Origin of the sequence: Streptomyces sp. NPDC042638, from assembly GCF_040647235.1 — a bacterium.
Classification (GTDB): Bacteria; Actinomycetota; Actinomycetes; order Streptomycetales; family Streptomycetaceae; genus Streptomyces; species Streptomyces rameus.
The window spans coordinates 61184-88167 of record NZ_JBEZBT010000007.1 but is presented as its reverse complement, the minus strand read 5'-3'; the positions used below and the strand labels follow the sequence as shown (position 1 = coordinate 88167).

Here is a 26984-nt window from a genome sequence, read left to right as displayed (position 1 = left end):
CAAAGGGCCCGCCGCGTGCGCGACGGGCCCCCGGGGCTTGACCGTGTGTCAGCGGAGCCGGCTGTGCGTCAGCCGGCCGGGCCGACTGTCGCCGGCCGAACCGACTGGGTGTCAGCCGAGCCGACTGGGTGTCAGCCGAGCCGGGCGAAGCCGTAGGTGAGGAGCTTCTTGGCGTCCGCCTCGCGCTGGGCGATGGAGGAGGAGGCGAGGACGGTGCCGATGACCGTCTTGCCGTTCCGGGTCGCGGCGAAGACCAGGCAGTACTTGGCCTCCGGGCCGGAGCCGGTCTTCACGCCGATGGTGCCGCTGTAGCTGCTGAGCAGCCCGTTGGTGTTCTTCCACGGGGCCATCGTGCGGGTGCCGCCCGACTTGGTCCTCGTCGTGGCGGTGTACGTCTTCGTCTTGACGACCGTGCGGAACGTGGAGTTCTTCATCGCGCTGCTGGCGATCTTCGTCAGGTCGCGCGGCGTCGAGTAGTTGTCGCCGTTGCCGATGCCGTCGAAGGAGTCGAAGTGGGTGTGCGTCAGACCCAGGTTCCTGGCAGCGGTGTTCATCTTGCCGATGAAGTTCTTCACGCGCGCCGGGCGGGTGGTGCCGGTACCGAACTTGTCGGCGAGCGCGTAGGCGGCGTCACAGCCGGACGGCAGCATCAGGCCGTACAGCAGCTGGCCCACCGTCACCTTGTCACCGACGATCAGGTGCGCCTGGGAGGCGTTGTTCCTGACGACGTAGTCGCTGTACGCCTTGTCGATCGTGACCGTGCTCTTCAGGTTGAGGTGCGGCTGTGCGAGCACGACCTTGGCGGTCATGATCTTGGTGGTGGAGCCGGTGGCGAATTGCGTGTCCGCCTTCTTCAGGAACAGCGACGAGCTGTTGGAGTTGTTCATGAGGTACCCGCCCTTGGCCACGATCGATGGCGTGGCGACGGCCTGCGCGGGCGCTGCGGTGAGGGCACCGGTGGCGAGCAGCGCACCGGAGGTGACGGCGACGGCGGCGGCTCGACGGAGGCGGGTGCCCGTAATGCCGGTAATCAACGTGATGTACCTCGAAGTCTTGAATGCCCCTGATGTGCGGCCGAGTTGGGTGGGGTGAAAGGGAGCCGCATGTGTGTGACACGTAAGTAGCACAGAAGGTTGTGCGGCCGCTGCGAGAGGCGTTCATCACGTCCGCATGATGGACGGCCCTGCCGCATGCGTACGTGATGTATCTATCCTGTGGGCATGAAAACGGCCGTCGAGCAGCCCGCCCCGCAGTCCCTCAAGCCGCCGCCCGCCGCCGAGCGCGTGTACGCCCACGTCAAGCAGGGAGTGCTCGACCGCCGCTACGAGGGCGGCACCCTGCTCACCGAGGGTGAGCTGGCCGAAGCCGTCGGGGTCTCCCGCACGCCGGTCCGGGAGGCGCTGCTGCGGCTGGAGGTGGAGGGTCTCATCCGCCTCTACCCGAAGAAGGGCGCCCTGGTCCTGCCGGTCTCCGCCCAGGAGATCGCCGACGTGGTGGAGACCCGGCTGCTGGTGGAGGGACACGCGGCCCGTAAGGCCGTACCCGCCCCGCCGGGCCTGCTGGAGCGGCTGACCGGGTTGCTGGAGCAGCAGAAGGCGCAGGCCGAGGCCGGTGATCTGGCCGCCGCCGCGGTCACCGACCGCTGCTTCCACGCCGAGATCGTGCGCAGCGGGGGCAACGAGATCCTCTCCCGCCTCTACGACCAGCTGCGCGACCGCCAGCTGCGGATGGGCGTGGCCGTCATGCACTCGCACCCCGACCGGATCGCCAAGACGCTCGCCGAGCACGAGGAGATCCTCCAGGCGCTGCGCGCCGGGGACGCGGAGGCGGCTGTCGCGGTCGTGCACCGGCATGTGAGCTGGTTCTCGCACCTCGCCCGGGGTGAGGTCCGATGAGCGCTCACGAGCGCAACGCCACCCTCCCGGGTGACCCGCCGGGCGGACGCCGGGCCGTCGCCGTGTGGTCCATAGGTGTGGCCGTCTACTTCGTCGCCGTCATCTTCCGTACGTCACTGGGTGTGGCCGGCCTCGACGCGGCCGACCGCTTCCACGTCAACGCCTCCGCCCTCTCGACGTTCTCCATACTCCAGCTGCTGGTCTACGCGGGCATGCAGATACCCGTCGGCCTGCTGGTGGACCGCCTCGGCACCAAGAAGGTGCTGAGCATCGGGGCCGTGCTGTTCACCGCCGGGCAGCTGGGCTTCGCCTTCTCCCCCTCGTACGGCACCGCGCTCGCCTCCCGGGCGCTGCTGGGCTGCGGCGACGCGATGACCTTCATCAGCGTCCTACGGCTCGGCACCCGCTGGTTCCCGGCCCGGCGCGGGCCGCTGGTCGCGCAGCTCGCGGGGCTGGTCGGCATGGCCGGCAACCTGGTGTCCACACTGGTCCTGGCCCGGCTGCTGCACAGCATCGGCTGGACCCCGGCGTTCGCGGGCAGCGCGCTGGCGGGCGCCGTCGTCCTGGTCCTGACCCTGCTGTTCCTCAAGGACCATCCCGAGGGGCAGGAACCGGAGCCGTCCGCCCACCGGGGCGCGGCCTACGTCCGCCGGCAGATCGCCGCGGCCTGGCGCGAGCCGGGCACCCGGCTGGGCCTGTGGGTGCACTTCACCACCCAGTTCCCGGCGATGGTGTTCCTGCTGCTGTGGGGTCTGCCGTTCCTGGTCGAGGCGCAGGGCCTCAGCCGCGCCACGGCCGGCGAGCTGCTCACCCTCGTCGTCCTGTCCAACATGGTGATCGGCCTGGTCTACGGCCAGATCGTCGCCCGGCACCACGCGGCGCGGCTGCCGCTGGCGCTGGGCACGGTGGGCGCCACCGCGCTGCTGTGGGCGGTGACGCTGGCGTATCCGGGGGAGCGTGCGCCGATGTGGCTCCTGCTGGTGCTGTGCGCGGTGCTGGGCGCGTGCGGGCCGGCGTCGATGCTCGGGTTCGACTTCTCCCGGCCCGCGAATCCGCCCGAGCGGCAGGGCACGGCGTCCGGCATCACCAACATGGGCGGCTTCATCGCCTCCATGACCACGCTGTTCGCGATCGGCGTGCTGCTCGATGCGACCGGGGACGACTACACCGTGGCCTTCTCGGCCGTGTTCGTCCTCCAGGCGCTCGGCGTCAGCCAGATTCTGCGGCTGCGGGGGCGGGCGGCCCGGCGGGAGCGTGAGCGGCTGGTCGCCAGCCGCGTGGAGACGGTGCACGTGCCCGCGGCTTGAGCGCGTTCCGCCGGGTGAGCGCGTTCCTCGGGTGAGCGCGTTCCGCCCGCCCGGGTGCCCCCGCTTCCGGCCGACGGGCCGCCCGACCGGCTCGTAGGGGTACCCGCCCGTCGGCGGACGGACGCGGCGGTCCCGTCCGAAGGCGCTACGGCGTCACCGTGAAGTGGTGCAGGATCGCCGATGCCAGGTCCTGGTCGCCCTCCGTCTTCACCCGGTCCGCCACCGCCTCGGGAGTGACGCGGCCACACGCCAGACGGACGTAGGTCTCCCAGTCCAGGACGAGGGTGGCGGCGGGGCCGAGGGCGGGGGCGGTCTCCACCGTGCCGCGGCCCTGGATGTCGACGCGGACGGTGCGCAGGAACTCGACCGGGCCGTGCACGTCGATCACGACCGCCGAACTGCGGGGGGCGTCCGCCTTCTTCGCCACGACCTTCGGCAGCGCCTCCAGCAGCACGTCCCGGGTGACGTGGGCGCCCGGCGAGTCCAGGTTGCCGGGGCGGCCGAGGGCCGTGCGCAGGTCCTGCTCGTGCACCCAGACATCGAACGCACGGGCACGGTAGGCCTGCTCCAGCGTGATCTCCGTGCTCAGCGGCCCGCGTACCAGGGTGCCGGGGTCCCGGGACTCGTTGCGCAGCTGGCGGTTGCGCCGGATGACCGTGTACTCCAGCTCGGCCGTCATCTCCGGCGCCGTGTGGTGGCGGCGGACGTCGACCTGCATCTCCATGTAGCGCTGGTGCTCGGTGGTGACGTGGAACAGGTCGCGCGGCAGGGCGTGGATGGGGCGCGGATCGCCCAGCATCTCGCAGTCCAGGCCGATGACATGGGACACGATGTCCCTGACCGACCAGCCGGGGCAGGGCGTCCGCCGGTTCCACTCGCCCTCGACGAGCGACTGCACCATCTCGGATATCGCTTCGATGGAGTGCGTCCAGGCATCGGCGTAGGGCTGGAGGGTGGGATGCAGACTCACGGAACGGGACCCCTCGGCGGTCGGTACACGGGCAGGTTGTGGCGGCAATGCCAGCGGGCGGCGGCTGCACTTCGGCGGGTGTCTTGAGAGGCTAAGTTACGCTGCTGAAAGGCACCCCGGCAGTGCTTTCGTGTGACGATCGTAGGCCCGTGTGGACGGCTCGAATGCCAGGACGGTGGTAGTGTGCGCGCCTCGCTGATCCAGATCGACGTGGACGAGGGGGAACCGGTCGACTCCCGGCGGCGGCGCGTGGCCGCGCTGGTGCGGGAGCAGAGCGGGGCCGACCTCGTCGTCCTGCCCGAACTGTGGACCACCGGCGCCTTCGCCTACGAGGAGTTCGGCAGCGAGGCCGAGCCGCTCGAAGGGCCGACGTACGAGGCGATGGCCAAGGCGGCGAGCGACGCGGGCGTGTGGCTGCACGCCGGCTCCATCCCCGAGCGGGCGGCGCCCGGCAGCGGCCTCGCCGCGGACGAGGGGTCTCTCTACAACACGTCTCTCGTCTTCTCCCCCTCCGGTGAACTGGCCGCGGCCTATCGCAAGATCCACCGCTTCGGCTTCGACAAGGGCGAGGCCGTGCTGATGGGGGCGGGCCGTGACCTGGTGACGGTGCGGCTGCCCGGGACCACGCTCGGCGTGGCCACCTGCTACGACCTCCGTTTCCCCGAACTCTTCCGCGGACTGGTCGACGCCGGCGCCGAGACGCTGGTGGTCCCGGCGGGCTGGCCCGAGCGGCGACGCGCGCACTGGACGCTGCTGGCTCAGGCGCGGGCGGTGGAGAACCAGGCGTTCGTGCTCGCGTGTGGAACGGCCGGGACCCATGCCGGAGTTCCGCAGGCGGGTCACTCGATCGTGGTGGATCCGTGGGGCGAGGTGCTCGCGGAGGCCGGCGCCGGCGAGGAGGTCCTCACGGTCGACATCGACCCGGCGAAGGTGGCCGCGACCCGCGAGCAGTTCCCGGCGCTGAAGGACCGGGTCCTGGGCCTGGAGCCACCCCGGCGGTGAGGCCGGCACGCCTGCGGTGAGGCCGGCACGCCGGCGCCCGCCCCGGCTCAGTCCTCCTCCCCTTCCTTCTCGGCGAGGTGGATGACACACACCGCCACCGCGATCACCAGCGCCGGGTCGGCGTCCTCCCGTACGACGTCGACGCCGTACGTGTCGCGGACGGTCAGCCAGCGGCGGGAGATCACCGCGAGGAGTTCGCCGTCGTACTCGACGGCGAACTCCCGGTCCATGATCTTGCCGCTGACGTCCAGTTCGGTGCCGTCCACCAGGGCGACCCGGTAGTGGTTGCGCAGCAGGGACAGCCGCTTGCGCCTGATCCTGGCCAGGGGCTCGCCGTCCCGTTCGATCACCATGGTGTCGCGCAGGGCGAGCATCTTCTGGTGAATGTCGATCAGGACCCGCCCCTGGGCGTCCTTCAGCTCGAAGGTGTCCCGCAGGCGCATCGCCTTGCCGTCGACGAGGAACACCTTCCGGCCCTGCTCGTCCTCGATCCACCAGTCGTCACCGATGCCGAGGATGCGGTCGCGCACGAGGAATCTCATACGGAGGATGCTTCCCCGGGGCGGGCGGATCGTCACGGAAGCGGGAGAAGGCGGCGCAGTCGTACCCGGCCGGCCGCGGGCCGCGGGACCCGTCGGGCACCGGCCGCTCCGCGGGGCGCCGCCGCGAGCGCGGACGCGGCCACGGGCCACGAGGCGTCCTGGCCGGATGCCGTCATCCACCCGTACACCAGGTGTTCGACAAATGAACTTCGGCCTATGCCAAGGGAGTTGACCAACCAGGGGGCCACTGCCCGAGTCGAACGGTACGGAAGTCGGCACACCGAACCGTCCGTTCCTCCCGGAGGTCCACCATGTCCCCTCGTCCTGACCGCCGCCGCCCGGTGCGCGCCCTCGTCCTGGCCGTCGGCACGGCCGCTCTGGCGGCGCCGTTCGCCCTGACCGGCACCGCGGGCGCCGCCACGGCGTCGGCCACCGCCGAGGTCAACCAGTACGACTGGCAGCTCACCTACCAGGCCGCCGCCGGCCAGACCAACAAGGCGGCGGTCACCGCGTCCCTCACCGCCGACCGGACCGGCATCACCTACGTGATCGACGACGTCGTCCCGATCACGGCGGGCCACGACTGCGCCTACCCGGACGGCGCCGATCACACCAAGGTCTCCTGCACGGTCACCAGCGTGGACAGCCAGGACCCCTACGCGGCCCTGGTCATGAACCTCGGCGACCGCAACGACACCGTCGCGTACAAGAACGCCACCGGCCAGGTCTACGCCTACGCCGAGATCTCCCTGGGCGCGGGCAACGACAAGGCGACCGACACCGGCCGCCTCGACGGCGCCTACGTCTCGGGCGACGCGGGCGACGACACCCTCAGCGTGGGCAGGTCGGGCCTGGCCTGGGGCGGGGACGGCAACGACACGGTCAACGCGGGCGGCGGCGACAACATCGCCAAGGGCGGCAAGGGCGACGACGTCCTGCGCGGCGGCGCCGCGGGCCAGGACCTCGCCGGCGACGACGGCGACGACACGGTCTACGGCGGGTCCGGCGCCGACACCCTGTACGGCGGCAAGGGCGACGACGTCCTGTTCGGCAACAGCGGCGACGACACGCTGTACGGCAACAGCGGGAACGACAGGCTGTACGGCGGCCAGGGCCGCGACAAGCTCTCCGGCGGCCCCGGCCGGAACGTGGTCCACCAGGACTGACGGCGCCCGGCCGGGGTTGTCCACAGGCGCCGGGCGGTCTGCCGGCGCCGGATGGCACCCTTGAGTCATGACCGACTCCGCACCCCGACGTGCCCGAGTACGCGCCCCCGAGCTGATCGGCAAGGGCGGCTGGCTGAACACGGGCGACCAGCACTACACCCTCGCCGACCTGCGCGGACGCATAGTCGTCCTGGACTTCTGGATTTCCTGAACCGATGTGAGCACTTCTCGCTAGCGTCGGGAAGGTGCACCAACACACCACGGCTGACCTGTACTTGCGCCTGTCCCTGGACCGGGAGGGCAAGACTGCGATCGACCGCCAGGAAGCCGACTGCCGCGCATGGGCGGAGCGCAACGGACTGACCGTCCGCAAGGTCCATATCGACCGTGGACGTTCCGGTTACAAGAACGTCAGCCGCAAGGGGTTCGATGCGGCGATCACAGCAGCCACGGCCGGCGTCGTGGGCGTTCTGGTCGTCTGGAAGCTCGACCGCCTGTCCCGCAAGGGCATCGGCGAGGTCGGAAAGGCGCTGGACGACATAGGCCGGGTCGGCGGGCGGCTGGTCTCTGTCATGGACGGCCTCGACACGCAGGACGACAGTGCCCGCGTCACCATCGCGATGTTGGCGGAGCTCGCGCGTAATGAGTCACGCAATCTGGGAATGCGCGTGGGCAGTGCCAAGCGGTACCTGCGGCGGCGAGGGCAATGGATCGGCGGACAGCCGCCCTACGGGCTCCTGGTGGACCCGGAGACGAAGAAGCTCGTCCACGACCCCGAGACCGCCGTGTACGCCCGCCTGATCGCCGACGAAGCACTGTCCGGGAAGGCTCTCGTTCACATCGCCCGCCTGCTGAACGAGCGCGGGGTGGAGTCGGCCCGCGGAGGCGAGTGGAACTCGTCCAGTGTCATGCAGCTCCTTCGCTCACCAGCCTTCGCCGGACTCATGCCGCAGACCGAGTACGAGGAGCAGGCAGACGGGACACGCAAGTACATGAACCGGGTCTCCCCCTACCGAGACCCCGAGACGCTCGAAACGGTGAGCATCGGCGAGGGGATCATCACGGTCGGGGAGCGCGAGCTCATCCTCCGCCAGCTCGAGGCGCGGACGTTCCCTCTGGCGGGAAAGCGGCACGGCCACAAGCAGGGCAAGTCGCTTCTCACGGGCTTGGCGCGCTGTGGGCTCTGCGGCGCCCGGATGAGCAAGGCCGGCACGTCGTACCAGTGCTCCAGCCACCGGATGGGGCGAGGATGCTCCGGCGTCTCCGCCCGCATGGAGAGCATCGACGACTACGTGACCCGGGCGTTCCTGTCACGCCTGCCGTCCCTGGAGCCCCAGGACCCGCTGCTCGCTGTGATCGCCGATCGCTGGGTGCGGAGGGAGGACCCGGAGGTTTTCGCGAAGCAGGACGCGATCGAGGCGGAGATCGTGGACGAGGAAGCCCGTCTGGCGGACCTGGAGGAGGCCAGGTACGTCCGTGGCGAGTTCACCGGCGCAGACGCGATCGACCGGTACGACCGGCTCGCAGGACGCCTTCGTACCCGGATCGAGGGGTTGCGCGCAGACCTGCTTCGGATGCCTGCCCCTTCCGTGGACATCTCTCCGCTCCTGGACGCGGGCCGGCTGCGTGAAGCCTGGGAAGCCGACGATGCGGCCGGAAGACGTGAACGCCTTGGCCTCGCAATCGATCGAGTAGAAGTCCAGCGAGGCAGAGTGGGTGTGAGGTTCAGCGGTGACGAGCGCTGCCGGATCGTCTGGGCGACCAGAGACGAGGCTGGGGCGGAGTCAACGGGTGACGAAGTGACGGAATGACGGTCGAAGCCCGTTACCTCTTCAAGTTCGGGGCCATCGGAGGGCCGGCATGCGCATATCGACCGCTGAAGGCGCGAGAGCGACAGCGTCAAGGCCCTGCAAAGCCCGCCGAACGCCCCATGACGCCGCCCGGAGGGCAGCGCAGCACCACGAGCCTTCGCACTCGGCACCCCTGATTCGAGCTGGTCTCGGGCTACCGGTAGAGCTGCCGCTGCGAACCGATCCAGAGCCCCTACCGGCGGTCGGTTCACTGGCCGGACCGGGCATATGACCTACCTCCGGGATTTTCGGAGGTTGCCGTGGTGGAGCGGATCCCATAGCTGCGAGGGAACGGCGTCGTACGGCCGTGACCCGGTGTTCATGGGCCAATGGCAAGCTTGAAACATGAACGATGCTGCCCCGGCGCCCACCCCTGCGCCCGCACCCCGCAAGCGTGCCCGAGTCCGTGCCCCCGAGCTGGTCGGCAAGGGCGGCTGGATCAACACCGGCGGGAAGGACCTGAAGCTCGCCGACTTCCGAGGTCGCACATTGATCCTCGACTTCTGGACCTTCTGCTGCATCAACTGCCTGCACGTCCTGGACGAGCTGCGCGAGCTGGAGGAGAAGCACCGGGACACGCTCGTGGTGATCGGGGTGCACTCGCCGAAGTTCGTGCACGAGGCCGAGCACCAGGCGGTCGTGGACGCCGTGGAGCGCTACGGCGTGGCCCACCCGGTCCTGGACGACCCGGATCTGGCCACCTGGAAGCAGTACGCGGTGCGGGCCTGGCCGACTCTCGTGGTGATCGACCCCGAGGGGTACGTCGTCGCCCAGCACGCGGGCGAGGGACACGCGCACGCCATCGAGCGCCTGGTCGAGGAGCTGGAGGCCGAGCACGCGGCGAAGGGCACCCTGCGCCGCGGTGACGGCCCCTACGTGCCGCCGGAGCCGGAGCCGACCACCCTGCGGTTCCCCGGCAAGGCGCTGCTGCTGCCGTCGGGGAACTTCCTGGTCAGCGACACCACCCGGCACCAGCTGGTGGAGCTGGCCGAGGACGCCGAGACCGTCGTACGGCGCCTCGGCTCGGGCACGCGCGGGCTGGCCGACGGCGGCCCCCGGGAGGCGGCCTTCAACGAGCCGCAGGGTCTCGCGCTCCTCGACGACGGCTCGGTGGTGGTCGCCGACACCGTCAACCACGCCCTGCGCCGGCTGGACCTCGCCACGGGCGAGGTGACCACCCTGGCCGGCACCGGCAGGCAGTGGTGGCAGGGGTCGGCGACGTCCGGCCCGGCCCGCGAGGTCGACCTCTCCTCACCCTGGGACGTGGCGCTCTTCGGCGGCAAGGTCTGGATCGCGATGGCGGGCGTCCACCAGCTGTGGACGTACGACCCGGCCACGGGGACCGTCGCCGTGGCGGCCGGCACCACCAACGAGGGACTGGTGGACGGACCCGGTGCCGAGGCGTGGTTCGCCCAGCCCTCCGGCCTGGCTGCCACCGCCGGCCGGCTGTGGCTCGCCGACTCCGAGACGAGCGCCCTGCGCTGGGTGGACCCGGACGGGCAGGTGCACACCGCCGTCGGTACCGGCCTGTTCGACTTCGGCCACCGCGACGGTGCCGCGGACCAGGCTCTCCTGCAGCACCCGCTGGGCGTCACCGCCCTGCCGGACGGCTCGGTCGCCGTCGCCGACACCTACAACCACGCCCTGCGCCGCTACGACCCCGCCACCGGCGAGGTCACCACGCTGGCCACCGATCTGCGCGAGCCCAGCGACGCCGTCCTCGTCGGCGAGGACATCGTGGTCGTGGAGTCGGCCCGGCACCGGCTGACCCGCCTGCGTCTGCCCGAGGAGGCGGTGCGGGTGGAGTCGGTGGCCCACCGCACCCGCCGGGCGGCCACCGAGGTCGCCCCCGGGCGCCTCAGCCTCGACGTGATCTTCCAGGCGCCCACGGGGCAGAAGCTCGACACCCGCTACGGCCCCTCGACCAGGCTGCTGGTCTCCTCCACCCCGCCCGAGCTGCTGCTCAAGGGCGCGGGAGCGGACACGGACCTGTCCCGCGAGCTGGAGCTGGACCCGGCCGTCCCGGAGGGCGTCCTGCACGTCTCCGCGATGGCCGCGAGCTGCGACGACGACCCTGCCAACGAGTACCCCGCCTGCCACGTCCACCAGCAGGACTGGGGCGTCCCGGTCCGCCTCACCGAGGGCGGGGCGGACCGCCTGCCGCTCGTGCTGGCGGGCATGGACGAGCGGGAGGCGGCGCCTCAGACGCCGTAGCCGTCGGAGTAGCCGTCGACACGGTGGTGGTGGTGCGGTTCCTCCTCGACGACCGGCGTCGTCGGCGGCACCACCACACGGCGGCGCCGGGCGATTCCGCTGAACGTCGCGACGCCGATCAGGCCCACGGCCATCAGGATCAGGCCGACGACGGTGACGTTGACGCCGTGCATGTGCCAGTCCGTCGCGAACGTGAGGATGGCCCCCACGGCTATCAGGATGATGCATCCGCCGAGCCCCATGAGGCTTCGCCTCCCCTTCCGGTTCCGGAACCTCCGGTGCCGTCCGGGTACCCGGCGAAAGCCGAACTAGCCCTCCAGGAAGGCCGTCAGGGCGTTCGCCAGCAGGAACGGGTCGTCGGCGCCGCACAGTTCACGCACACTGTGCATGGAGAGGATGGCGACGCCGATGTCGACGGTGCGGATGCCGTGCCGGGCCGCGGTGATGGGGCCGATGGTGGTGCCGCACGGCATGGAGTTGTTCGAGACGAAGGTCTGGAAGGGGACGTTCGCCTTCTCGCAGGCCGCGGCGAACACCGCGCGGCCCGAACCGTCCGTGGCGTAGCGGTTGTTGACGTTGACCTTGAGGATCGGGCCGCCGTTGACCCGCGGGTGGTGCGTCGGGTCGTGCCGCTCGCCGTAGTTGGGGTGCACGGCGTGGCCCGTGTCGGAGGACAGACAGACCGAGTCGGCGAAGGAGCGGGCCCGGTCCTCGTACGACCCCCCGCGCGCGAGGACCGAGCGCTCCAGCACCGTGCCGAGCAGCGGGCCGTCCGCGCCGGTGTCCGACTGGGAGCCGTTCTCCTCGTGGTCGAAGGCGGCCAGTACGGGGATGCGGGTCAGGGGGGTGCCGGAGGTTGCAACGGCGGCGAGGGCGGCGGCGCCGGCGTGCACGGACAGCAGGTTGTCCATCCGCGGACCGGCGACCAGCTCCCGGTCCCGGCCGAGGTAGGCCGGCGGCTCCACCGGGTGCGCCATCAGGTCCCAGCCGGCCACCGAGCCCGCCGCCAGCCCGGATTCCCGCTCCAGGAAGGCGATGAGATCGCCCTCCAGCACATCGTCGCCGAGGCCCCACACCGGCTGCATGTGCCGCTGCTTGTCGAGCTTGAGTCCCTCCGCGCTGACCGAACGGTCCAGGTGGATGGCGAGCTGCGGCACCCGCAGCAGCGGCCGGTCCACGTTCACCAGGACCGAGGAGCCGTCGCGCAGGGTCAGCCGGCCGGCCAGGCCGAGATCCCGGTCCAGCCATGAGTTGAGCAGCGGGCCGCCGTAGATCTCCACGGCGACCTGGCGCCAGCCGTGCGCCCCGCTGTCCGGGCGCGGCTTGACCCGCAGGCTCGGCGAGTCGGTGTGCGCGCCGATGATGTGGAACGGCGTGTGCGGCTCGGCGCCCTCGGGCACGTACCAGGCAACGATCGCGCCGCCGCGCAGCACGTACCGGCCGCCGTGCGTCCCGTCCCAGGCGTCCGTCTCCGCCACCTGACGGAACCCTGCCTTCTCCAGCCGCTCGGCGGTGTTCGCCACGGCGTGGTACGGCGACGGCCCGGCCGCCAGGAAGGACATCAGGTCGTCGGTGTGGCCGCGGTCGAAGCGGGCTGCTGCGCTCATGGGATTCACCTTAACGACGTGTACGGGCCCGCTCCCGGAAAGGAGCGGGCCCGTGACAGGAATCGACGGGGACGTCCGTAAACGTCTGAACCTTTAGAAAGCGGCCTCGTCCAGTTCCATCAGGTCCAGCTCGACGCCCGAGGCGATCTTGCGGGCGAGCGTGACGCCCGGCAGGACGTTCGCCGCGAAGAACTTCGCCGCGGCGATCTTGCCGGTGTAGAACGCCTTGTCCCTGGCAGAGGCCGTGGTCAGCTTCTCGGCGGCGATCGCGGCGCCCTTGAGGAGCAGGTAGCCGACGACGACGTCACCGGAGGCCAGCAGCAGGCGGGTGGTGTTCAGGCCGACCTTGTAGATGTTCTTGGTGTCCTGCTCGGTGGCGGCGAGGTCGGTCAGCATCAGGCCGACGATCGCCTCCAGCTCCACGGCCGCCTTCGCCAGGTGCTCGCGGGCGCCGGCCAGCTCCTCGCCGCCGGTGCCGAGCGCCAGGAACTTCTTGATGTCCTCGGCGAGGGAGTTCAGCGCGGCACCCTGGTTGCGGACGATCTTCCGGAAGAAGAAGTCCTGGCCCTGGATCGCCGTGGTGCCCTCGTACAGGGTGTCGATCTTGGAATCCCGGATGTACTGCTCGATCGGGTACTCCTGGAGGAAGCCGGAGCCGCCGAAGGTCTGCAGCGACTGGGCGAGCTGCTCGTAGCCCTTCTCGGAGCCGTAGCCCTTGACGATGGGCAGGAGCAGGTCGTTCAGCGCCTCCTCGGCGGAGGCGTCCTCGCCGTTCGCCTCCTTGAGCTGGATGGCGTCCTGGATGGAGGCGGTGTAGAGGACGAGGGCGCGCATGCCCTCCGCGTACGCCTTCTGCGTGATCAGCGAGCGGCGCACGTCGGGGTGGTGGGTGATGGTGACCTTGGGTGCGGTCTTGTCCATGAAGTTGGCCAGGTCCGGGCCCTGCACGCGCTCCTTGGCGTACTCCAGCGCGTTCAGGTAGCCGGTGGACAGCGTGGAGATCGCCTTCGTGCCGACCATCATGCGGGCGAACTCGATGATGCGGAACATCTGGCGGATGCCGTCGTGCTTGTCGCCGATCAGCCAGCCCTTGGCGGGGTGCTTGTCGCCGAAGGTCATCTCGCACGTGTTGGAGGCCTTCAGGCCCATCTTGTGCTCGACGTTGGTGGCGTAGACGCCGTTGCGCTCGCCCAGCTCGCCGGTCTCGAAGTCGAAGAGGTACTTCGGGACGAGGAAGAGGGACAGGCCCTTGGTGCCGGGGCCGGCGCCCTCGGGACGCGCGAGCACGTAGTGGAGGATGTTCTCCGACATGTCGTGCTCACCGGAGGTGATGAAGCGCTTCACGCCCTCGATGTGCCAGGAGCCGTCCTCCTGCTGCACGGCCTTGGTGCGGCCGGCGCCCACGTCCGAGCCGGCGTCCGGCTCGGTGAGGACCATGGTGGAGCCCCACTGCTTCTCGGTGGCGACCTTGGCTATGTGCTTCTGGACCTCGTTGCCCTCCTCGAAGAGGATGCCGGCGAACGCGGGGCCGGAGGAGTACATCCACACGGCCGGGTTGGCGCCCAGGATCAGCTCGGCGTAGGCCCAGATGAGGGAGCGCGGCGAGGTGGTGCCGCCGATCTCCTCGGGCAGGCCGAGCCGCCAGTACTCCGAGTCCATGAAGGCCTGGTAGCTCTTCTTGAAGGACGCCGGGACGGGCGCGGTGTTGGTCTCCGGGTCGAAGACCGGCGGGTTGCGGTCGGCGTCGGCGAAGGACTCGGCCAGCTCGTTCTCGGAGAGGCGGGTCAGCTCCTCCAGGACGCTCTTGGCGGTCTCGACGTCCATCTCCTCGAAGGGGCCGGTGCCGTACACCTTGTCGCGCCCCAGTACCTCGAAGAGGTTGAACTCGATGTCGCGGAGATTGGACTTGTAGTGCCCCATGGCGACGGCTCCGTAGAGGGATCGGCGAGGCACTGACTCCTCGCACCTAGTTCACGTACCAACAAGTAGCAATGATGATGCTACCCGTCGGTAATAAGAAGCAACCCCTGCCCGGCCAAGTGTGAGAAGGGTCTACTCCCGCGCGCCCGTGAGCAGCGTCGCCCACCGGTCCGGCTGTTCGGCAAAGGGAAGGTGACCGCCCGGTATCTCCACCAGCCGGGCTCCCCGTATCCCCGCCGCCACCGCCCGGTGCAGCCGGGGCGGCACCAGGGAGTCGTCGGCAGGTGAGACGACCAGTGCGGGTGCGCCGATCCGGGCCAGGTCCGCGGTCACGTCCAGCCGCTCCACCAGCTCCACCTGCTCCGGAGTGCCCGCCGGGGCGCCCGCCCCCGTCTCCCGCACGGCCGCCTCCACCTCCTGCGGGGTCATCGCGTCCAGGGCGGCCGGGCTCAGGGCGCGCGCGAGCAGGAACCGCCCGAGCATGTCCTGCTCGCCGGCCTCGGCGAGCCCCCGCCACACCCGGGCGGCCAGCCGGAGTCCGGTGTCGGCGCGGGCGAACGGCGCGGTCAGGACGAGCGAGGTCACCCGCTCCGGGTGCCGGGCGGCCAGCCGGAGCGCCACCGCCCCGCCCAGTGAGTATCCCGAGACGGCGAACCGCCGTGCCCCGGCCGCGTCGGCGGCGAGGAGCAGCTGGTCGGCCAGCGCGTCCAGGTCCAGCGGGCCGGTGGCGCGTGGAGTGCCGCCCGCGCCCGGCCAGTCGACGCCGACCACCGCGTACCGGCTCGTCAACCGGTCCATGACCGGGCCGTAGTTGGCCGCGGTCGAGCCGCCCGCGCCGTGCGCGAGGAGCAGGAAGGGGCGGGAGTCGGTGCTGGAGCCGGACATGGTCATGGGGCACCCCCGGGGCGTACGGAACGGCCGCCATCTGTAGCGGCCGATACAAAAACCGTACCCCAATTCCCTAGCGACCGCTACATAAGTTTCCCGGGCGCCCGCCCGGGGCGGAGCTGTCGGTACGCTTGCGCCATGTACGGCTACGACCAGAACGTGGGTGCTCAGCAGCAGTACGCCCCGCCGCAGCAGCAGATGCCGGGCGGTGTCGGCGGGTACGGCCAGCAGCCGCCGCTCTACCCGGAGCCGTCACCGCCCTCCCTCGCGGACGCGGTGCGTGCCTTCACCACGGGCCAGATGGCCGCCGAGGACTTCCAGCAGATCTTCGCCACGTCGAAGGTGTACTGCCCGCGCGGCGACAGCCCCGGCTTCCTCGCCCTGCACAACACCCAGCAGCCGGTGATCCCGATGTTCACCTCGCTCAAGGAGCTGCGCCGGTACGCGGGCAAGGAGTCCAAGTACTTCGTCATCACCGGCGCGGAGGTGATCGACCTGCTGCCGACCGGCTACGGCTTCGTCCTGGACATGGAGGGTGAGCACCGGATGGTGTTCGACGCGAAGGCGGTCGAGCAGATGGTGGACTTCGCGATGCGCCGGATGTACGGCGGCTGAGTCCGTCCCTTCCGTCGCCGGGGGTCGACCACCGTGCCGGCGTGGTCCGTAGGGGTGGCCCGGGGGAATTACCTCCGGGCTTTCTTCGTTAGGGCTGGCAGGAAGTTCAACGCTCAACTAATGTGGGCGTACCAAGGAGGTTCCCACCATGCCTGCAGTGACCGTCGAGAACCCGTTGACGCTGCCCCGCGTGACCGCTCCCACCGACGCCGTGGCACGCCCCGTGCTCACCGTCACGACCGCCCCGAGCGGTTTCGAGGGTGAGGGCTTCCCGGTGCGCCGGGCGTTCGCCGGGATCAACTACCGTCACCTCGACCCGTTCATCATGATGGACCAGATGGGTGAGGTGGAGTACGCGCCGGGTGAGCCCAAGGGCACCCCCTGGCACCCCCACCGCGGCTTCGAGACCGTCACCTACATCATCGACGGGACCTTCGACCACCAGGACTCCAACGGCGGCGGCGGCACCATCACCAACGGCGACACCCAGTGGATGACCGCGGGCTCCGGCCTGCTGCACATCGAGGCCCCGCCGGAGTCCCTGGTCGTGTCCGGCGGCCTCTTCCACGGCCTCCAGCTGTGGGTGAACCTCCCCGCCAAGGACAAGATGATGGCCCCGCGCTACCAGGACATCCGCGGGGGCAACGTCCAACTGCTCACCACCCCCGACGGCGGCGCGCTCCTGCGCGTCATCGCCGGCGAGCTGGACGGTCACCAGGGCCCGGGCATCACGCACACGCCGATCACGATGATCCACGCGACGATCGCCCCGGGTGCCGAGATCACGCTCCCCTGGCGGGCGGACTTCAACGGCCTGGCGTACGTCCTCGCGGGCCGCGGCAGCGTCGGCAGCGAGCGCCGCCCGGTCCACACGGGCCAGACGGCCGTCTTCGGCGCCGGCTCCTCGCTGACCGTCCGCGCGGACGAGCGGCAGGACTCCCACACCCCGGACCTGGAGGTCGTCCTCCTCGGCGGACAGCCCATCCGCGAGCCGATGGCCCACTACGGCCCGTTCGTCATGAACACCAAGGACGAGCTGATGCAGGCATTCGAGGACTACCAGAAGGGCCGGCTGGGCACGGTCCCGGCGGTGCACGGGATGACCGAGGGCGGACTCTGAGTCTTCCCGGTACCCGGCCGGTCAGCGCACCGGCCGGGTACCGGAAGAGAGCCGGTTCGCCGGCCGAGCGCGTGCCGTCGTAGAGCGAGACGTCCGGTCCGCGGAAGGTGAGACCCGTCCGGCGGCAGGCGTTCCCGCCTCCTTCTCACCCGCCCGGCCTCGCGCGGCAGGACAGCCGGCGGGGTTCGTGATCGGCTGGAGTCGTGCGTCTGCTGCCCGAACCCGTTCGCCGGCTCGCCGCCTGGTGCGCCGTGCTGCTGCTCGTCGCGGGGGTCGGCTGGATCGGGGTGCGGCTGTGCGGGGAGCTGCGTACGGCCGTCACGCCGGTGCTGCTGGCTCTGCTCGGTACGGCGCTGCTGGGGCCGCTGTACCGGTGGCTGGTGCGCAGGGGGGTGCAGCGGTCGGTGGCGGCCGGGCTCACCTGCGTCGCCGTCCTGGCAGTCGTCGGCGGTGCCGTCTACATCGTCGTCGCCGCGCTCATCAACAGCGGCGGGCAGATCATCGCCTCGCTGCGGGCGGCGGCCAAGGGCGTCGCGCGGCACTTCGGGTCCGCCGGGACCGGGCTGGACGACCTCGCCGCCAAGGCGCGCGAGCTGCTGGGCAAGTTCGGCGCAACGGCCGCGTCCAACGTCATCAGCGGCGTCAGCGTCGTCGCCGAGAGCATCGCGATGGCCGTGCTCGCGCTGCTGCTCGTCTTCTTCTTCCTGCGTGACTCCCACCGGGCCATGGCGGCCCTGCGCTCCCTCGCGCCCGGCGACACCGCCGACACCCTGGAGGCCATCGCCCGGCGGGCCTTCGCCGGGGTGGAGGGGTTCATGCGCGGGACGACCGTCATCGCCCTCATCGACGCCCTGTGCATCACCGTCGGCCTGCTGGTCCTGCGGGTGCCCGGCGCGGTGGGGCTCGGCGCGCTCGTCTTCGTCGGCGCCTACATCCCCTACCTGGGTGCCTTCATCTCCGGCGCGGTCGCCGTGCTGGTCGCACTCGCCGACCGGGGGTTCGTCATCGCGCTGTGGGCGTTCGGGGTGGTGCTCGCGGTGCAGGTGCTGGAGGGCCATGTGCTGCAGCCGGCGATCCAGAGCCGGACCGTGCAGATGCACCCGGCCGTGGTGATGCTGGCGATCACCGCGGGCGCCTCCGTCGCGGGCATCCTCGGCATGCTCCTCGCGGTCCCGCTGACCGCGGCGGCCTTCGGCGTCGGAGCGGAGCTGCGCGAGCGCTACGGCGAGGCGGCCGAGCCCGCCGACGGGGCGCCGCCCGGCGCGTCCCCCGACACCCGACGTCAGCCGTAGGACGCGCCCGCGCCCCGCAGCACATCCCCTACGCCCCGCCGCCGGGCGCAGGCGCGCCCCGGACGCACCATCCCCCCACGCGCCGTCGCCGTCTCCCCCCCACGCGCCCTCGCCGTCCGCCCGCAGCCCCGCCCGGGCCCCCGGCGTCAGCCCATCCCGTCGGTGTCCGCCCACGCGTCCCATCGGTGTCCGCCCGCACGTCCCGCCGGCGTCCGTACGGGCGCCCCGCCGGTGTTCGTACGCCCCCGGAGCGCCATCCCCCTCGCTCGGCCGCACGTCTGCCCGCTCGCCCCACACGTCTGCCCGCTCGTCCCGTACGTCCGCCCGCACCCCCTGCCTGCGCACGCCCCGCCCAGGCGCTGCCGTCGTCCGTATGCACACCCCGCCGGTGTCCGTACGCGCCCCGGCGCACCACCCCCCCACGCCCGTCGGCGTACGCCCCGCCCGCACGCGCCGTCCGGTCGCCGGACGGCGCCGGGCCCCGTCGGGCCTTGCCGTAACCTCCGTGCCCCCGGCCCTGTCCCCTCAGCCGCCCTGCCCCCGCCCGTTACGCCTCGGCCGGTGTGGTCGTCGGTTCGCAGAGTTCGAACCAGATGCTCTTGCCTTCGCCCCGCGGTTCCACCCCCCACGCGTCCGCGAGGTGTTCGATCAGCATCAGGCCGCGGCCGGAGGAGGCCAGCTCGCCGGGGCGGCGCCGGTGCGGCAGGTCGTCGCCCGTGTCGAAGACCTCCACCCGCAGCCGCCGCACGGCCTCCTCACCGGTGACCTCGGCGAGCAGCAGCGCGTCGGCGTCGGTGTGCACCAGCACGTTGGTGACCACCTCGGAGACCAGCAGCACCGCCGAGTCCACCTGCTCGGCGGAGTTCCAGTCGTGCAGCAGGTCGCGCAGGTGCTGGCGGGCCTCGGCGATCCGGTCCGGCTCGTCCTGCGCCACCGACAGCAGGGTGCGCCGTACCGTGTGCCGTACCGTGACGGCGTCGCCGCAGCCGCAGCCCTCTCCCGGCCGGCACAGCAGCAGCAGCGCGATGTCGTCCTCACGCCGGTCGGCCAGCGGGCCGGTGGTGTGGTGCGAGGACGGCCCGTGCACCGCCTGCACCAGCACGTCGGCCAGGGACTCCAGGTCACCCTGGTGGTCCTCCAGCGTGGCGCGCAGCCGGCGCCAGCCGCTCTCCATGTCGTGCCCGCCGGTCTCGATCAGGCCGTCGGTGCACAGCATCAGCGTCTCGTCGGGTTCGAGAGTGAACCGGGTCGTCGGGTAGTCGGCGTCCGGGTCGATGCCCAGCGGCAGTCCGCCCGCCGTCGGACGCATCATCACCGTGCCGTCCGCCATCCGGATCACCGGGTCCGGGTGCCCGGCCCGGGCGATCTCCAGCCTGCCGGTCGCCGGGTCGGCCTCCGCGTACAGGCAGGTCGCGAAGCGCAGGTCGGCCAAGGGGTCGTCGCCGGAGGCCAGCGTGACACCGTGCAGGAAGCGGGAGGCGCGGGAGAGGACGGCGTCCGGGCGGTGCCCCTCGGCGGCGTAGGCGCGCAGCGCGATCCGCAGCTGGCCCATGAGCCCGGCCGCGCGTACGTCATGGCCCTGGACGTCGCCGATGACCAGCGCGAAGCGGCCGGAGGGCAGCGGGATCATGTCGTACCAGTCGCCGCCGACCTGGAGGCCGCCGCCGGTCGGGATGTAGCGGGCGGCCACCTGTATCCCCGGGATGTCGGGGCCGAGCGACGGCAGCATGGAGCGCTGGAGGCCGTCGGTCAGCTCTTGCGCGGTCTCGGCGGCACCGGCCCGGGTCAGCGCCTGGGCGAGCATCCGGGCGACCGTGGTCAGGACCGCGCGTTCGTCGGGCGTGAACGCCACCGGGTAGGTGAAGCCGGCCATCCAGGCGCCCATCGTGCGCCCGGCGACCGTCAGCGGCAGGAACGCCCACGAACGGCGGCCGAAGACCTGGGCGAGCGGCCAGGTCACCGGATAGCGCTCCTTGTACTCCTCCGGGGAGGACAGGTAGACGGCCCGGCCGGTGCGGACCACCTCGGTGGCCGGGTAGTCGGTGTCCAGCGGCATGTGGGAGAAGGGGTTCATGTCGCCGGGCTGGTGTCCGTGCTGGCCCGTGATCGTCAGCCGGTCGCCCTCCACCCCGAACACCACGAGCCCGTCCGGGGTGAAACCCGGCATCGACAGGCCGCCCGCCACCCGCAGCACCTCGGCGGTGGACCGCGCCTCGGCCAGGGCGCGGCCCGCGTCCAGCAGGAACGCCTCCCGGGAGCGCCGCCAGTCGCCGGTGACCGCGCTGCGGGCGGCTGCCGTGCCCGGGGTCGGCTCGGTCACCTCCTGGAGGGTGCCGATCAGCTCGTATCCCTGGCGTTCGGGGTCGTAGGACGGCTTGGACCGGCTGCGCACGACCCGCAGGATGCCGCCGTCGCCGTCCGTGACCCGGATGCGCACCTCGGCGAGGGTGTTCTCGGCGACCGCCAGCCGCACCACACCGGTGATCTCGTTCCAGTCGACCGGGTGCAGCCGTGCCCGGGTCTGTGCCTCCGTGAGGGTGGTCGGCTCCGCGGGCAGGCCGAGCAGCCGCGCCGCCTCCGCGTCCACCGTGACCAGCCCGGCGGCCGTGTCCCAGTGCCACAGCCCGGTCGCGAGAGCGGCGAGGACGTCCTCGACCGACGGGAGAGGCTCGCCAGTGCGCATTGCCCTACTTTATGAAGATTCGCCGGGAGCCTGCCACCCTGGTTCCGGCGGACGGTAACGGTGGGGCGCCGATCTTGGCGTGCCCGGTACCCTTGACGGGTCCGGGCCCCGTGCCCGTTCCCGCCGGTCCGCAGAGCCGGCGGGAGAGAACCCCACCACGAAGGACGATGAACGACGATGCATCGGTACAGGTCCCACACCTGCGGCCAGCTCCGCGCCTCTGACGTCGGCACCGACGTCCGGCTGAGTGGCTGGCTGCACAATCGGCGCGACCTGGGCGGCATCCTCTTCATCGATCTGCGCGACCACTACGGCATCACGCAGCTGGTCGCCCGCCCCGGCACCCCCGCGTACGAGGCTCTGGACAAGGTCTCCAAGGAGTCCACCGTCCGTGTCGACGGCCGCGTTGTTTCACGTGGAACCGAGAACGTGAACCCCGACCTGCCCACCGGCGAGATCGAGGTCGAGGTTGCCGAGGTCGAGCTGCTCGGCGCGGCACAGCCCCTGCCCTTCACCATCAACGCCGAAGACGGGGTCAACGAGGAGCGGCGCCTGGAGTACCGCTTCCTGGACCTGCGCCGTGAGCGCATGCACCGGAACATCATGCTGCGTACGGCGGTCATCTCGGCGATCCGCCACAAGATGACGGCGCTGGGCTTCAACGAGATGGCGACGCCGATCCTGTCCGCCACCTCCCCCGAGGGCGCCCGCGACTTCGTCGTGCCCTCCCGCCTGCACCCCGGCAAGTTCTACGCGCTCCCGCAGGCCCCGCAGCAGTTCAAGCAGCTGCTGATGATCTCCGGCTTCGACCGCTACTTCCAGATCGCGCCCTGCTTCCGCGACGAGGACGCCCGCGCCGACCGCTCGCCGGGCGAGTTCTACCAGCTCGACGTCGAGATGAGCTTCGTCGAGCAGGAGGACGTCTTCCGGCCGATCGAGCAGCTGATGACCGAGCTGTTCGAGGAGTTCGGCGGCGGCCGGCATGTCACCTCCCCGTTCCCGCGCATCCCGTTCCGCGAGGCGATGGCCAAGTACGGATCCGACAAGCCGGACCTGCGCGCCAAGCTGGAGCTGGTGGACATCACCGATGTCTTCGAGGGCTCGGAGTTCAAGGCGTTCGCCGGAAAGCACGTGCGCGCCCTGCCTGTCCCGGCTGTCCAGGACCAGCCGCGCAAGTTCTTCGACCAGCTCGGCGACTTCGCCGTCACGCTGGGCGCGAGGGGCCTGGCCTGGGTCCGCGTCGGTGAGGACGGCGCGCTGTCCGGCCCGATCGCGAAGTTCCTGACCGAGGAGAACGTCGCCGAGCTGACCAAGCGGCTCTCGCTCGCCCCCGGCCACGCCGTCTTCTTCGGCGCGGGCGAGTTCGACGAGGTCTCGAAGATCATGGGCGCGGTCCGCGTCGAGGCCGCCAAGCGGGCCGGCCACTTCGAGGAGAACGTCTTCCGTTTCTGCTGGATCGTCGACTTCCCGATGTACGAGAAGGACGAGGAGACCGGCGCGATCGACTTCTCGCACAACCCCTTCTCCATGCCGCAGGGCGGCCTGGAGGCCTTGGAGACCCAGGACCCGCTGGACATCCTGGGATGGCAGTACGACATCGTCTGCAACGGCGTCGAGCTGTCCTCCGGCGCGATCCGGAACCACGAGCCGGAGATCATGCTCAAGGCCTTCGAGATCGCCGGTTACGACCGTGAGACCGTCGAGGAGAAGTTCGCCGGCATGCTCCGCGCGTTCCGCTTCGGCGCCCCGCCGCACGGCGGCATCGCCCCGGGCGTGGACCGTATCGTCATGCTCCTCGCGGACGAGCCGAACATCCGCGAGACGATCGCCTTCCCGCTCAACGGCAACGCCCAGGACCTGATGATGGGCGCGCCGACCGAGCTGGAGGAGTCCCGCCTGCGCGAGCTGCACCTGAGCATCCGCAAGCCGCAGCCCAAGTAACTAAATAAGTAAGTCCCGGCCGTGCGTGCCGATCTGTCCTGACTCGCTCTTGACGATCGGCGCGCACAGCCGTTTCCGGGCCCGGTGACCGCTATTCCGGACCCGGGCTTCCGGAGTCCTCGTCCGGCTCCTCGTCGGATTCGTCCTCTGGTTCCTCGTCCGGGGACGCGCCGTCCTCCAGCAGCCGCTCGGCGATGTCGTCGGACCAGTGCTGGGCCCAGGCGCGCAGGGCGGTGATCCGGGCGTCGTCCAGCCCGTACCGGACGAAGTCGCGGTCGGAGTAGAAGTCCGTGCCCGTCAGCCGGGACTGCAGGGTGGGCAGGTCGAACGGGTCGTGGGCGTGCCGGCGGCCGAGTTCCTCCAGTTCGGGCAGCGAGAACCGGGCCGCGGCGGCCTGCGCGTCGATGAGGTCGACGGCCGCGCCCCGGTCGTACAGGGCCCGGATCTTCGTGCCGACGGCGTCCTCCAGGGAGAGCGTCGGACCGTACCCGGTGAGGTCCGGCGGCTGCCAGAAGGACTCCCGGTGCAGGGCGACGGCGCAGGGCTCGCCGGTCGGCGGGTCGGTGACCGTCAGCTGTGCGGTGCGCGCGGTGACCGCGCCGGGCCGCACCTGCCGTCCCCGTGCCTCCAGGGCCGCGCCCACGGCAGCGGCGATGTGCTCCATGGCCTCGGAACTCTCGGTGGCGAGGTCCAGGTTGGCGTGCGGGCGGCGGAGCAGTCCGTGCGCCTGGAGGGCGTAGCCGCCGGCCAGGACCGGGCCGTAGGGTCCGGCCGCGGAGACGGCGTCCGCGAGAAGCCTGCGATGGGGTTCGGGAATGTCCACGGGAAGATCTTTTCCGGCTTCCTGTCACACATGCGCGACGACGGGGTTCACAGGGGTGTCCGGAGTCCGGAGATCACACGAGGGGACCCTCTCACGCGTACCGCCCGGATCACCGTCACCCCGCCCGTCCTGACGCGAGAGGGCGCCGAGCCCGGCCGGCTCGGCGCCCTCTCCACGCGGTTCGGCGTGCGCGATCAGTCTTCGGTGCCGCCGAAGCGCTCCTTGTACGTCTCCAGGTCCTCGTCCGTCAGCTTCGCGAACAGCACCGGAGGCACCGTGAACGGGGTGCCGGCGGGAACCGAGTCCAGGGCCTTCGCCTCGTCGGCGGTGACCCAGGCGGCGGTGTCGTCCGGGAGGGCGAAGGCACCGCGCATCGCCGCCGAGCTGGCCGGGATCAGCGGCTCGGAGACCACCGCGTACAGGTGGATGAGGTTCATCGCCGTACGCAGGGTGAGGGCCGCGCCCTCCTTGTCCGTCTTGATCTCCAGCCAGGGGGCCTTCTCCTCCAGGTAGGAGTTGCCGGCCGACCACAGGGCACGCAGGGCCGCGGCGGCCTTGCGGAACTGGAGGGCCTCCATGTGCTCCTCGTACTCGGCGAGGAGGCGGGCGATCTCCTCGCCCAGCTTCCGCTCCGCCTCGCCGGGCTCGCCGCCCGCCGGGACCTCCTCGCCGAAGCGCTTCCTGGAGAAGGACAGCACGCGGTTGACGAAGTTGCCGAGGGTGTCGGCCAGGTCCTTGTTCACCGTGGCGGTGAAGTGCTCCCAGGTGAAGGACGCGTCGTCCGACTCCGGGGCGTTGGCGATCAGGAAGTAGCGCCAGTAGTCGGCGGGCAGGATGGCCAGGGCCTGGTCGGTGAAGACGCCCCGCTTCTGCGAGGTGGAGAACTTGCCGCCGTAGTACGTCAGCCAGTTGAACGCCTTGACGTAGTCGACCTTCTTCCACGGCTCGCGCACGCCCAGCTCGGTGGCCGGGAACATCACGGTGTGGAACGGGACGTTGTCCTTCGCCATGAACTCGGTGTAGCGGACCGTGTCGTCCGCCTCGTACCACCAGGACTTCCAGTCCCGGCTGTCCGGGTCCTGGTCGGCCCACTCCTTCGTCGCGCCGATGTACTCGATCGGGGCGTCGAACCAGACGTAGAACACCTTGCCCTCGGCCGCCAGCTCCGGCCAGGTGTCCGCCGGGACCGGGACGCCCCAGTCCAGGTCACGGGTGATGGCCCGGTCGTGCAGGCCCTCGGTCAGCCACTTGCGGGCGATGGAGGAGGCGAGCTGCGGCCAGTCCGCCTCGTGCCGGGCGACCCAGGCCTCGACCTCGTGCTGCAGCTTGGACTGGAGCAGGAAGAGGTGCTTGGTCTCGCGGACCTCCAGGTCGGTGGAGCCGGAGATCGCCGAGCGCGGGTTGATCAGGTCGGTCGGGTCCAGCACGCGCGTGCAGTTCTCGCACTGGTCGCCGCGGGCCTTGTCGTAGCCGCAGTGCGGGCAGGTGCCCTCGACATAGCGGTCCGGCAGGAAGCGGCCGTCGGCCGGGCTGTAGACCTGGCGGATCGCCCGTTCCTCGATGAAGCCGTTCTCGTTCAGCTTGCGGGCGAAGTGCTGGGTGATCTCCCGGTTCTCCGGGGAGGAGCTGCGGCCGAAGTAGTCGAACGCGAGCGCGAAGCCGTCGTAGACCGCCTTCTGCGCGTCGTGCGCCTGCGCGCAGAACTCGGCCACGGGCAGGCCCTGCTCCTTGGCGGCCAGCTCGGCGGGGGTGCCGTGCTCGTCCGTCGCGCAGATGTAGAGGACGTCGTGCCCGCGCTGGCGGAGGTACCGGGAGTACACGTCCGCCGGGAGCATGGACCCCACCATGTTGCCCAGGTGCTTGATCCCGTTGATGTACGGAAGGGCGCTGGTGATGAGGTGTCGAGCCATCGTGGCTGCTCCCAGGTCGCTGCTTTTCTGCGGTTTCGAACCTTGAAATCGTAGCCGACACGGGTGGGCCGCCCGCTTCCCGTTTTACAGGGTGGAAAGGGGCGGCCCAGGCGTTACTCGGTGTGACTTACTCGGTGTGACTCGTGTGGTGCGTGGTCACGGGCGCCAGGCGGCGAGTACGCCCTCGTACACCTCGGTGTCGGTCAGCTCGCGGGGGCTGGGGCCCGCGTGGAAGAAGGACGTGTTGCCGGTCTTCAGCTTGCGGAGGTAGTCGAAGGCCTTGTTGTCGTGCTCGCCGAAGGCGACGAAGGAGAAGAACAGGGCGGGGTGGGACTCCGCCGCCGCGGTGAGGGCCTGGGTGGCGGGGGTCTTGGCGTCGGGGGCGCCGTCGGTCTGGAAGACGACGAGGGCCGGCGTGCCGGGGTCCGCGGTCTTCTCGTAGTGGGCGAGTACGGCCTCCACGGCGGCGTGGTAGCTGGTACGGCCCATGCGGCCGAGGCCGGCGTGCACGTCGTCGATCCTGGTTTCGTGGTCGGCGGTGAGGGTGAGGTCGGCGGTGCCGTCGACCTCGGTGGAGAAGAAGACGACGTGGACCGTGGCCTCGGGGTCGAGGTGGGCGGCGAGGGCGAGGGTCTGGTCGGCGAGGGCCTGGGCGGAGCCGTCCTTGTAGTACGGGCGCATGCTCGCGGAGCGGTCCAGTACGAGGTAGAGCTTGGCCCGGGTGCCGGTGAGGTCCGTCTTCCTGAGGGCGGCTGTGGCGGCCTTGTAGGCGGTGGTGAGGGAGGGGGTGCGGGTACGGACTCGGGTGAGCGGGGTGGCGGGCTGGGCCTTGCGGCCGGGGTCGGTTTCGCCTTCGGCGTCCGTGTTCCCACCCGCACCACCCGGCTCAGGCTCGGGTTCGCGCTCCGGCTCGGGTTCGGGTTCGGGTTCGGTTTTCGCCTCGGCTTCGCCTTCGGCGTCCGTGTTCCCACCCGCACCACCCGTGCGGGATTCGTCGTCGGCCGCGGGTGGCCCCTGTGGGGCGTCCTCGCCGTCGGCGGGTGACGGGGTGGTGGCCGTCTCGCCGGGCTCCGCCGCGGCTTCGCTCGCTGCTTCCGCTTCCGGCTCGGCCGCTGTTTCGCCCGCTGCCTCTGCCTCCGGCTCCGCCGCGGCCTTTGCCTCCGGCTCCGGCTCCGGCTCTGCCTCCGGCTCTGCCTCCGGCTCCGCCGCGGCCTTTGCCTCCGGCTCCGGCTCCGGCTC

The 26984-nt window shown here is 71.0% G+C and carries 22 protein-coding genes; 11 read left to right on the top strand and 11 right to left on the bottom strand.

All coding sequences use genetic code 11. The features are described from left to right. Positions 1–131: 131 nt before the first annotated feature. On the bottom strand, positions 132–1034 hold the full coding sequence (locus tag AB0B40_RS08610; RefSeq protein ID WP_345047335.1) for a D-alanyl-D-alanine carboxypeptidase: 903 nt from the start codon (positions 1032–1034) through the stop codon (positions 132–134). Positions 1035–1220: 186 nt separating this feature from the next. Between AB0B40_RS08610 and AB0B40_RS08605 the strand changes: the two genes are divergently transcribed. Both AB0B40_RS08605 and AB0B40_RS08600 read left to right on the top strand, forming a co-directional pair. Then, positions 1221–1895, top strand: coding sequence for a GntR family transcriptional regulator (locus AB0B40_RS08605; protein WP_345047336.1), 675 nt, complete (start codon positions 1221–1223; stop codon positions 1893–1895). Beyond that, positions 1892–3202 carry an MFS transporter gene (locus tag AB0B40_RS08600; protein ID WP_345047337.1) on the top strand — a complete coding sequence of 437 codons (1311 nt, stop codon included), beginning with the start codon at positions 1892–1894 and terminating at the stop codon, positions 3200–3202. The genes AB0B40_RS08605 and AB0B40_RS08600 overlap by 4 nt, the downstream gene beginning before the upstream one ends. A 145-nt stretch (positions 3203–3347) precedes the next feature. Here AB0B40_RS08600 and AB0B40_RS08595 read toward each other — a convergent pair whose 3' ends face one another. Next, positions 3348–4172: a maleylpyruvate isomerase family mycothiol-dependent enzyme gene (locus tag AB0B40_RS08595; RefSeq protein WP_345047338.1), complete on the bottom strand. Its 825-nt coding sequence runs from the start codon at positions 4170–4172 to the stop codon at positions 3348–3350. A gap of 183 nt (positions 4173–4355) precedes the next feature. Here AB0B40_RS08595 and AB0B40_RS08590 point away from each other — a divergent pair, with 183 nt between their 5' ends. Further along, positions 4356–5174 (top strand): carbon-nitrogen family hydrolase, encoded by an 819-nt coding sequence (locus tag AB0B40_RS08590; RefSeq protein ID WP_345047340.1) that lies wholly within the window; start codon positions 4356–4358, stop codon positions 5172–5174. Between the two features lie 47 nt (positions 5175–5221). Here AB0B40_RS08590 and AB0B40_RS08585 read toward each other — a convergent pair whose 3' ends face one another. Beyond that, on the bottom strand, positions 5222–5716 hold the full coding sequence (locus AB0B40_RS08585) for an LURP-one-related family protein (RefSeq protein WP_345047342.1): 495 nt from the start codon (positions 5714–5716) through the stop codon (positions 5222–5224). 311 nt (positions 5717–6027) lie between these two features. Here AB0B40_RS08585 and AB0B40_RS08580 point away from each other — a divergent pair, with 311 nt between their 5' ends. From AB0B40_RS08580 to AB0B40_RS08565, 4 genes are all read left to right on the top strand, one after another. Beyond that, complete coding sequence (locus AB0B40_RS08580) at positions 6028–6882, top strand: calcium-binding protein (protein WP_362263572.1); 855 nt, start codon at positions 6028–6030, stop codon at positions 6880–6882. A gap of 67 nt (positions 6883–6949) precedes the next feature. Further along, positions 6950–7093 carry a hypothetical protein gene (locus tag AB0B40_RS08575; RefSeq protein ID WP_345047344.1) on the top strand — a complete coding sequence of 48 codons (144 nt, stop codon included), beginning with the start codon at positions 6950–6952 and terminating at the stop codon, positions 7091–7093. 34 nt (positions 7094–7127) lie between these two features. Further along, a complete protein-coding gene (locus tag AB0B40_RS08570) occupies positions 7128–8693 on the top strand; it encodes a recombinase family protein (RefSeq protein WP_362263571.1) in 1566 nt (521 codons plus the stop codon). A gap of 384 nt (positions 8694–9077) precedes the next feature. Then, positions 9078–10946: an NHL domain-containing thioredoxin family protein gene (locus tag AB0B40_RS08565; protein WP_362263570.1), complete on the top strand. Its 1869-nt coding sequence runs from the start codon at positions 9078–9080 to the stop codon at positions 10944–10946. Here AB0B40_RS08565 and AB0B40_RS08560 read toward each other — a convergent pair. The 4 genes from AB0B40_RS08560 to AB0B40_RS08545 all read right to left on the bottom strand — a co-directional run bounded on the left by AB0B40_RS08560 (position 10934) and on the right by AB0B40_RS08545 (position 15364). Next, the gene (locus tag AB0B40_RS08560; RefSeq protein WP_161288512.1) at positions 10934–11188 is read right to left on the bottom strand and encodes a DUF6458 family protein; all 255 of its coding nucleotides are present in this window, start codon (positions 11186–11188) and stop codon (positions 10934–10936) included. The genes AB0B40_RS08565 and AB0B40_RS08560 overlap by 13 nt on opposite strands. Positions 11189–11254: 66 nt before the next feature. Then, a complete protein-coding gene (locus tag AB0B40_RS08555) occupies positions 11255–12553 on the bottom strand; it encodes a M18 family aminopeptidase (protein WP_345047350.1) in 1299 nt (432 codons plus the stop codon). Positions 12554–12646: 93 nt separating this feature from the next. Continuing rightward, complete coding sequence (locus tag AB0B40_RS08550; RefSeq protein ID WP_345047439.1) at positions 12647–14473, bottom strand: acyl-CoA dehydrogenase; 1827 nt, start codon at positions 14471–14473, stop codon at positions 12647–12649. A 132-nt stretch (positions 14474–14605) separates the two neighbouring features. Beyond that, positions 14606–15364 carry an alpha/beta fold hydrolase gene (locus AB0B40_RS08545; protein ID WP_362263569.1) on the bottom strand — a complete coding sequence of 253 codons (759 nt, stop codon included), beginning with the start codon at positions 15362–15364 and terminating at the stop codon, positions 14606–14608. 135 nt (positions 15365–15499) lie between these two features. On the opposite strand from AB0B40_RS08545, the gene AB0B40_RS08540 reads away from it, so the two are divergent. The 3 genes from AB0B40_RS08540 to AB0B40_RS08530 all read left to right on the top strand — a co-directional run bounded on the left by AB0B40_RS08540 (position 15500) and on the right by AB0B40_RS08530 (position 18388). Then, positions 15500–15976: an SseB family protein gene (locus AB0B40_RS08540; RefSeq protein WP_362263568.1), complete on the top strand. Its 477-nt coding sequence runs from the start codon at positions 15500–15502 to the stop codon at positions 15974–15976. Positions 15977–16124: 148 nt separating this feature from the next. Continuing rightward, positions 16125–17096: a pirin family protein gene (locus AB0B40_RS08535; protein WP_362263567.1), complete on the top strand. Its 972-nt coding sequence runs from the start codon at positions 16125–16127 to the stop codon at positions 17094–17096. 203 nt (positions 17097–17299) lie between these two features. After that, positions 17300–18388, top strand: a complete 1089-nt coding sequence (locus AB0B40_RS08530; protein WP_345047356.1) for an AI-2E family transporter — start codon at positions 17300–17302, stop codon at positions 18386–18388. 547 nt (positions 18389–18935) lie between these two features. On the opposite strand, the gene AB0B40_RS08525 is transcribed toward AB0B40_RS08530, so the two are convergent. Beyond that, positions 18936–21071: a SpoIIE family protein phosphatase gene (locus AB0B40_RS08525; RefSeq protein WP_362263566.1), complete on the bottom strand. Its 2136-nt coding sequence runs from the start codon at positions 21069–21071 to the stop codon at positions 18936–18938. 177 nt (positions 21072–21248) lie between these two features. Here AB0B40_RS08525 and aspS point away from each other — a divergent pair, with 177 nt between their 5' ends. Continuing rightward, on the top strand, positions 21249–23012 hold the full coding sequence (aspS, locus tag AB0B40_RS08520) for an aspartate--tRNA ligase (RefSeq protein ID WP_345047359.1): 1764 nt from the start codon (positions 21249–21251) through the stop codon (positions 23010–23012). Positions 23013–23103: 91 nt separating this feature from the next. Here aspS and AB0B40_RS08515 read toward each other — a convergent pair whose 3' ends face one another. The 3 genes from AB0B40_RS08515 to AB0B40_RS08505 all read right to left on the bottom strand — a co-directional run. Continuing rightward, entirely contained in the window at positions 23104–23835 is a 732-nt protein-coding gene (locus tag AB0B40_RS08515; protein WP_362263565.1) for a hypothetical protein, read from the bottom strand. Positions 23836–24029: 194 nt separating this feature from the next. Further along, positions 24030–25745: a methionine--tRNA ligase gene (gene metG, locus AB0B40_RS08510; protein ID WP_345047362.1), complete on the bottom strand. Its 1716-nt coding sequence runs from the start codon at positions 25743–25745 to the stop codon at positions 24030–24032. 156 nt (positions 25746–25901) lie between these two features. Further along, a partial coding sequence (locus AB0B40_RS08505; RefSeq protein ID WP_362263564.1) for a VWA domain-containing protein occupies positions 25902–26984 on the bottom strand: 1083 nt, incomplete at its 5' end.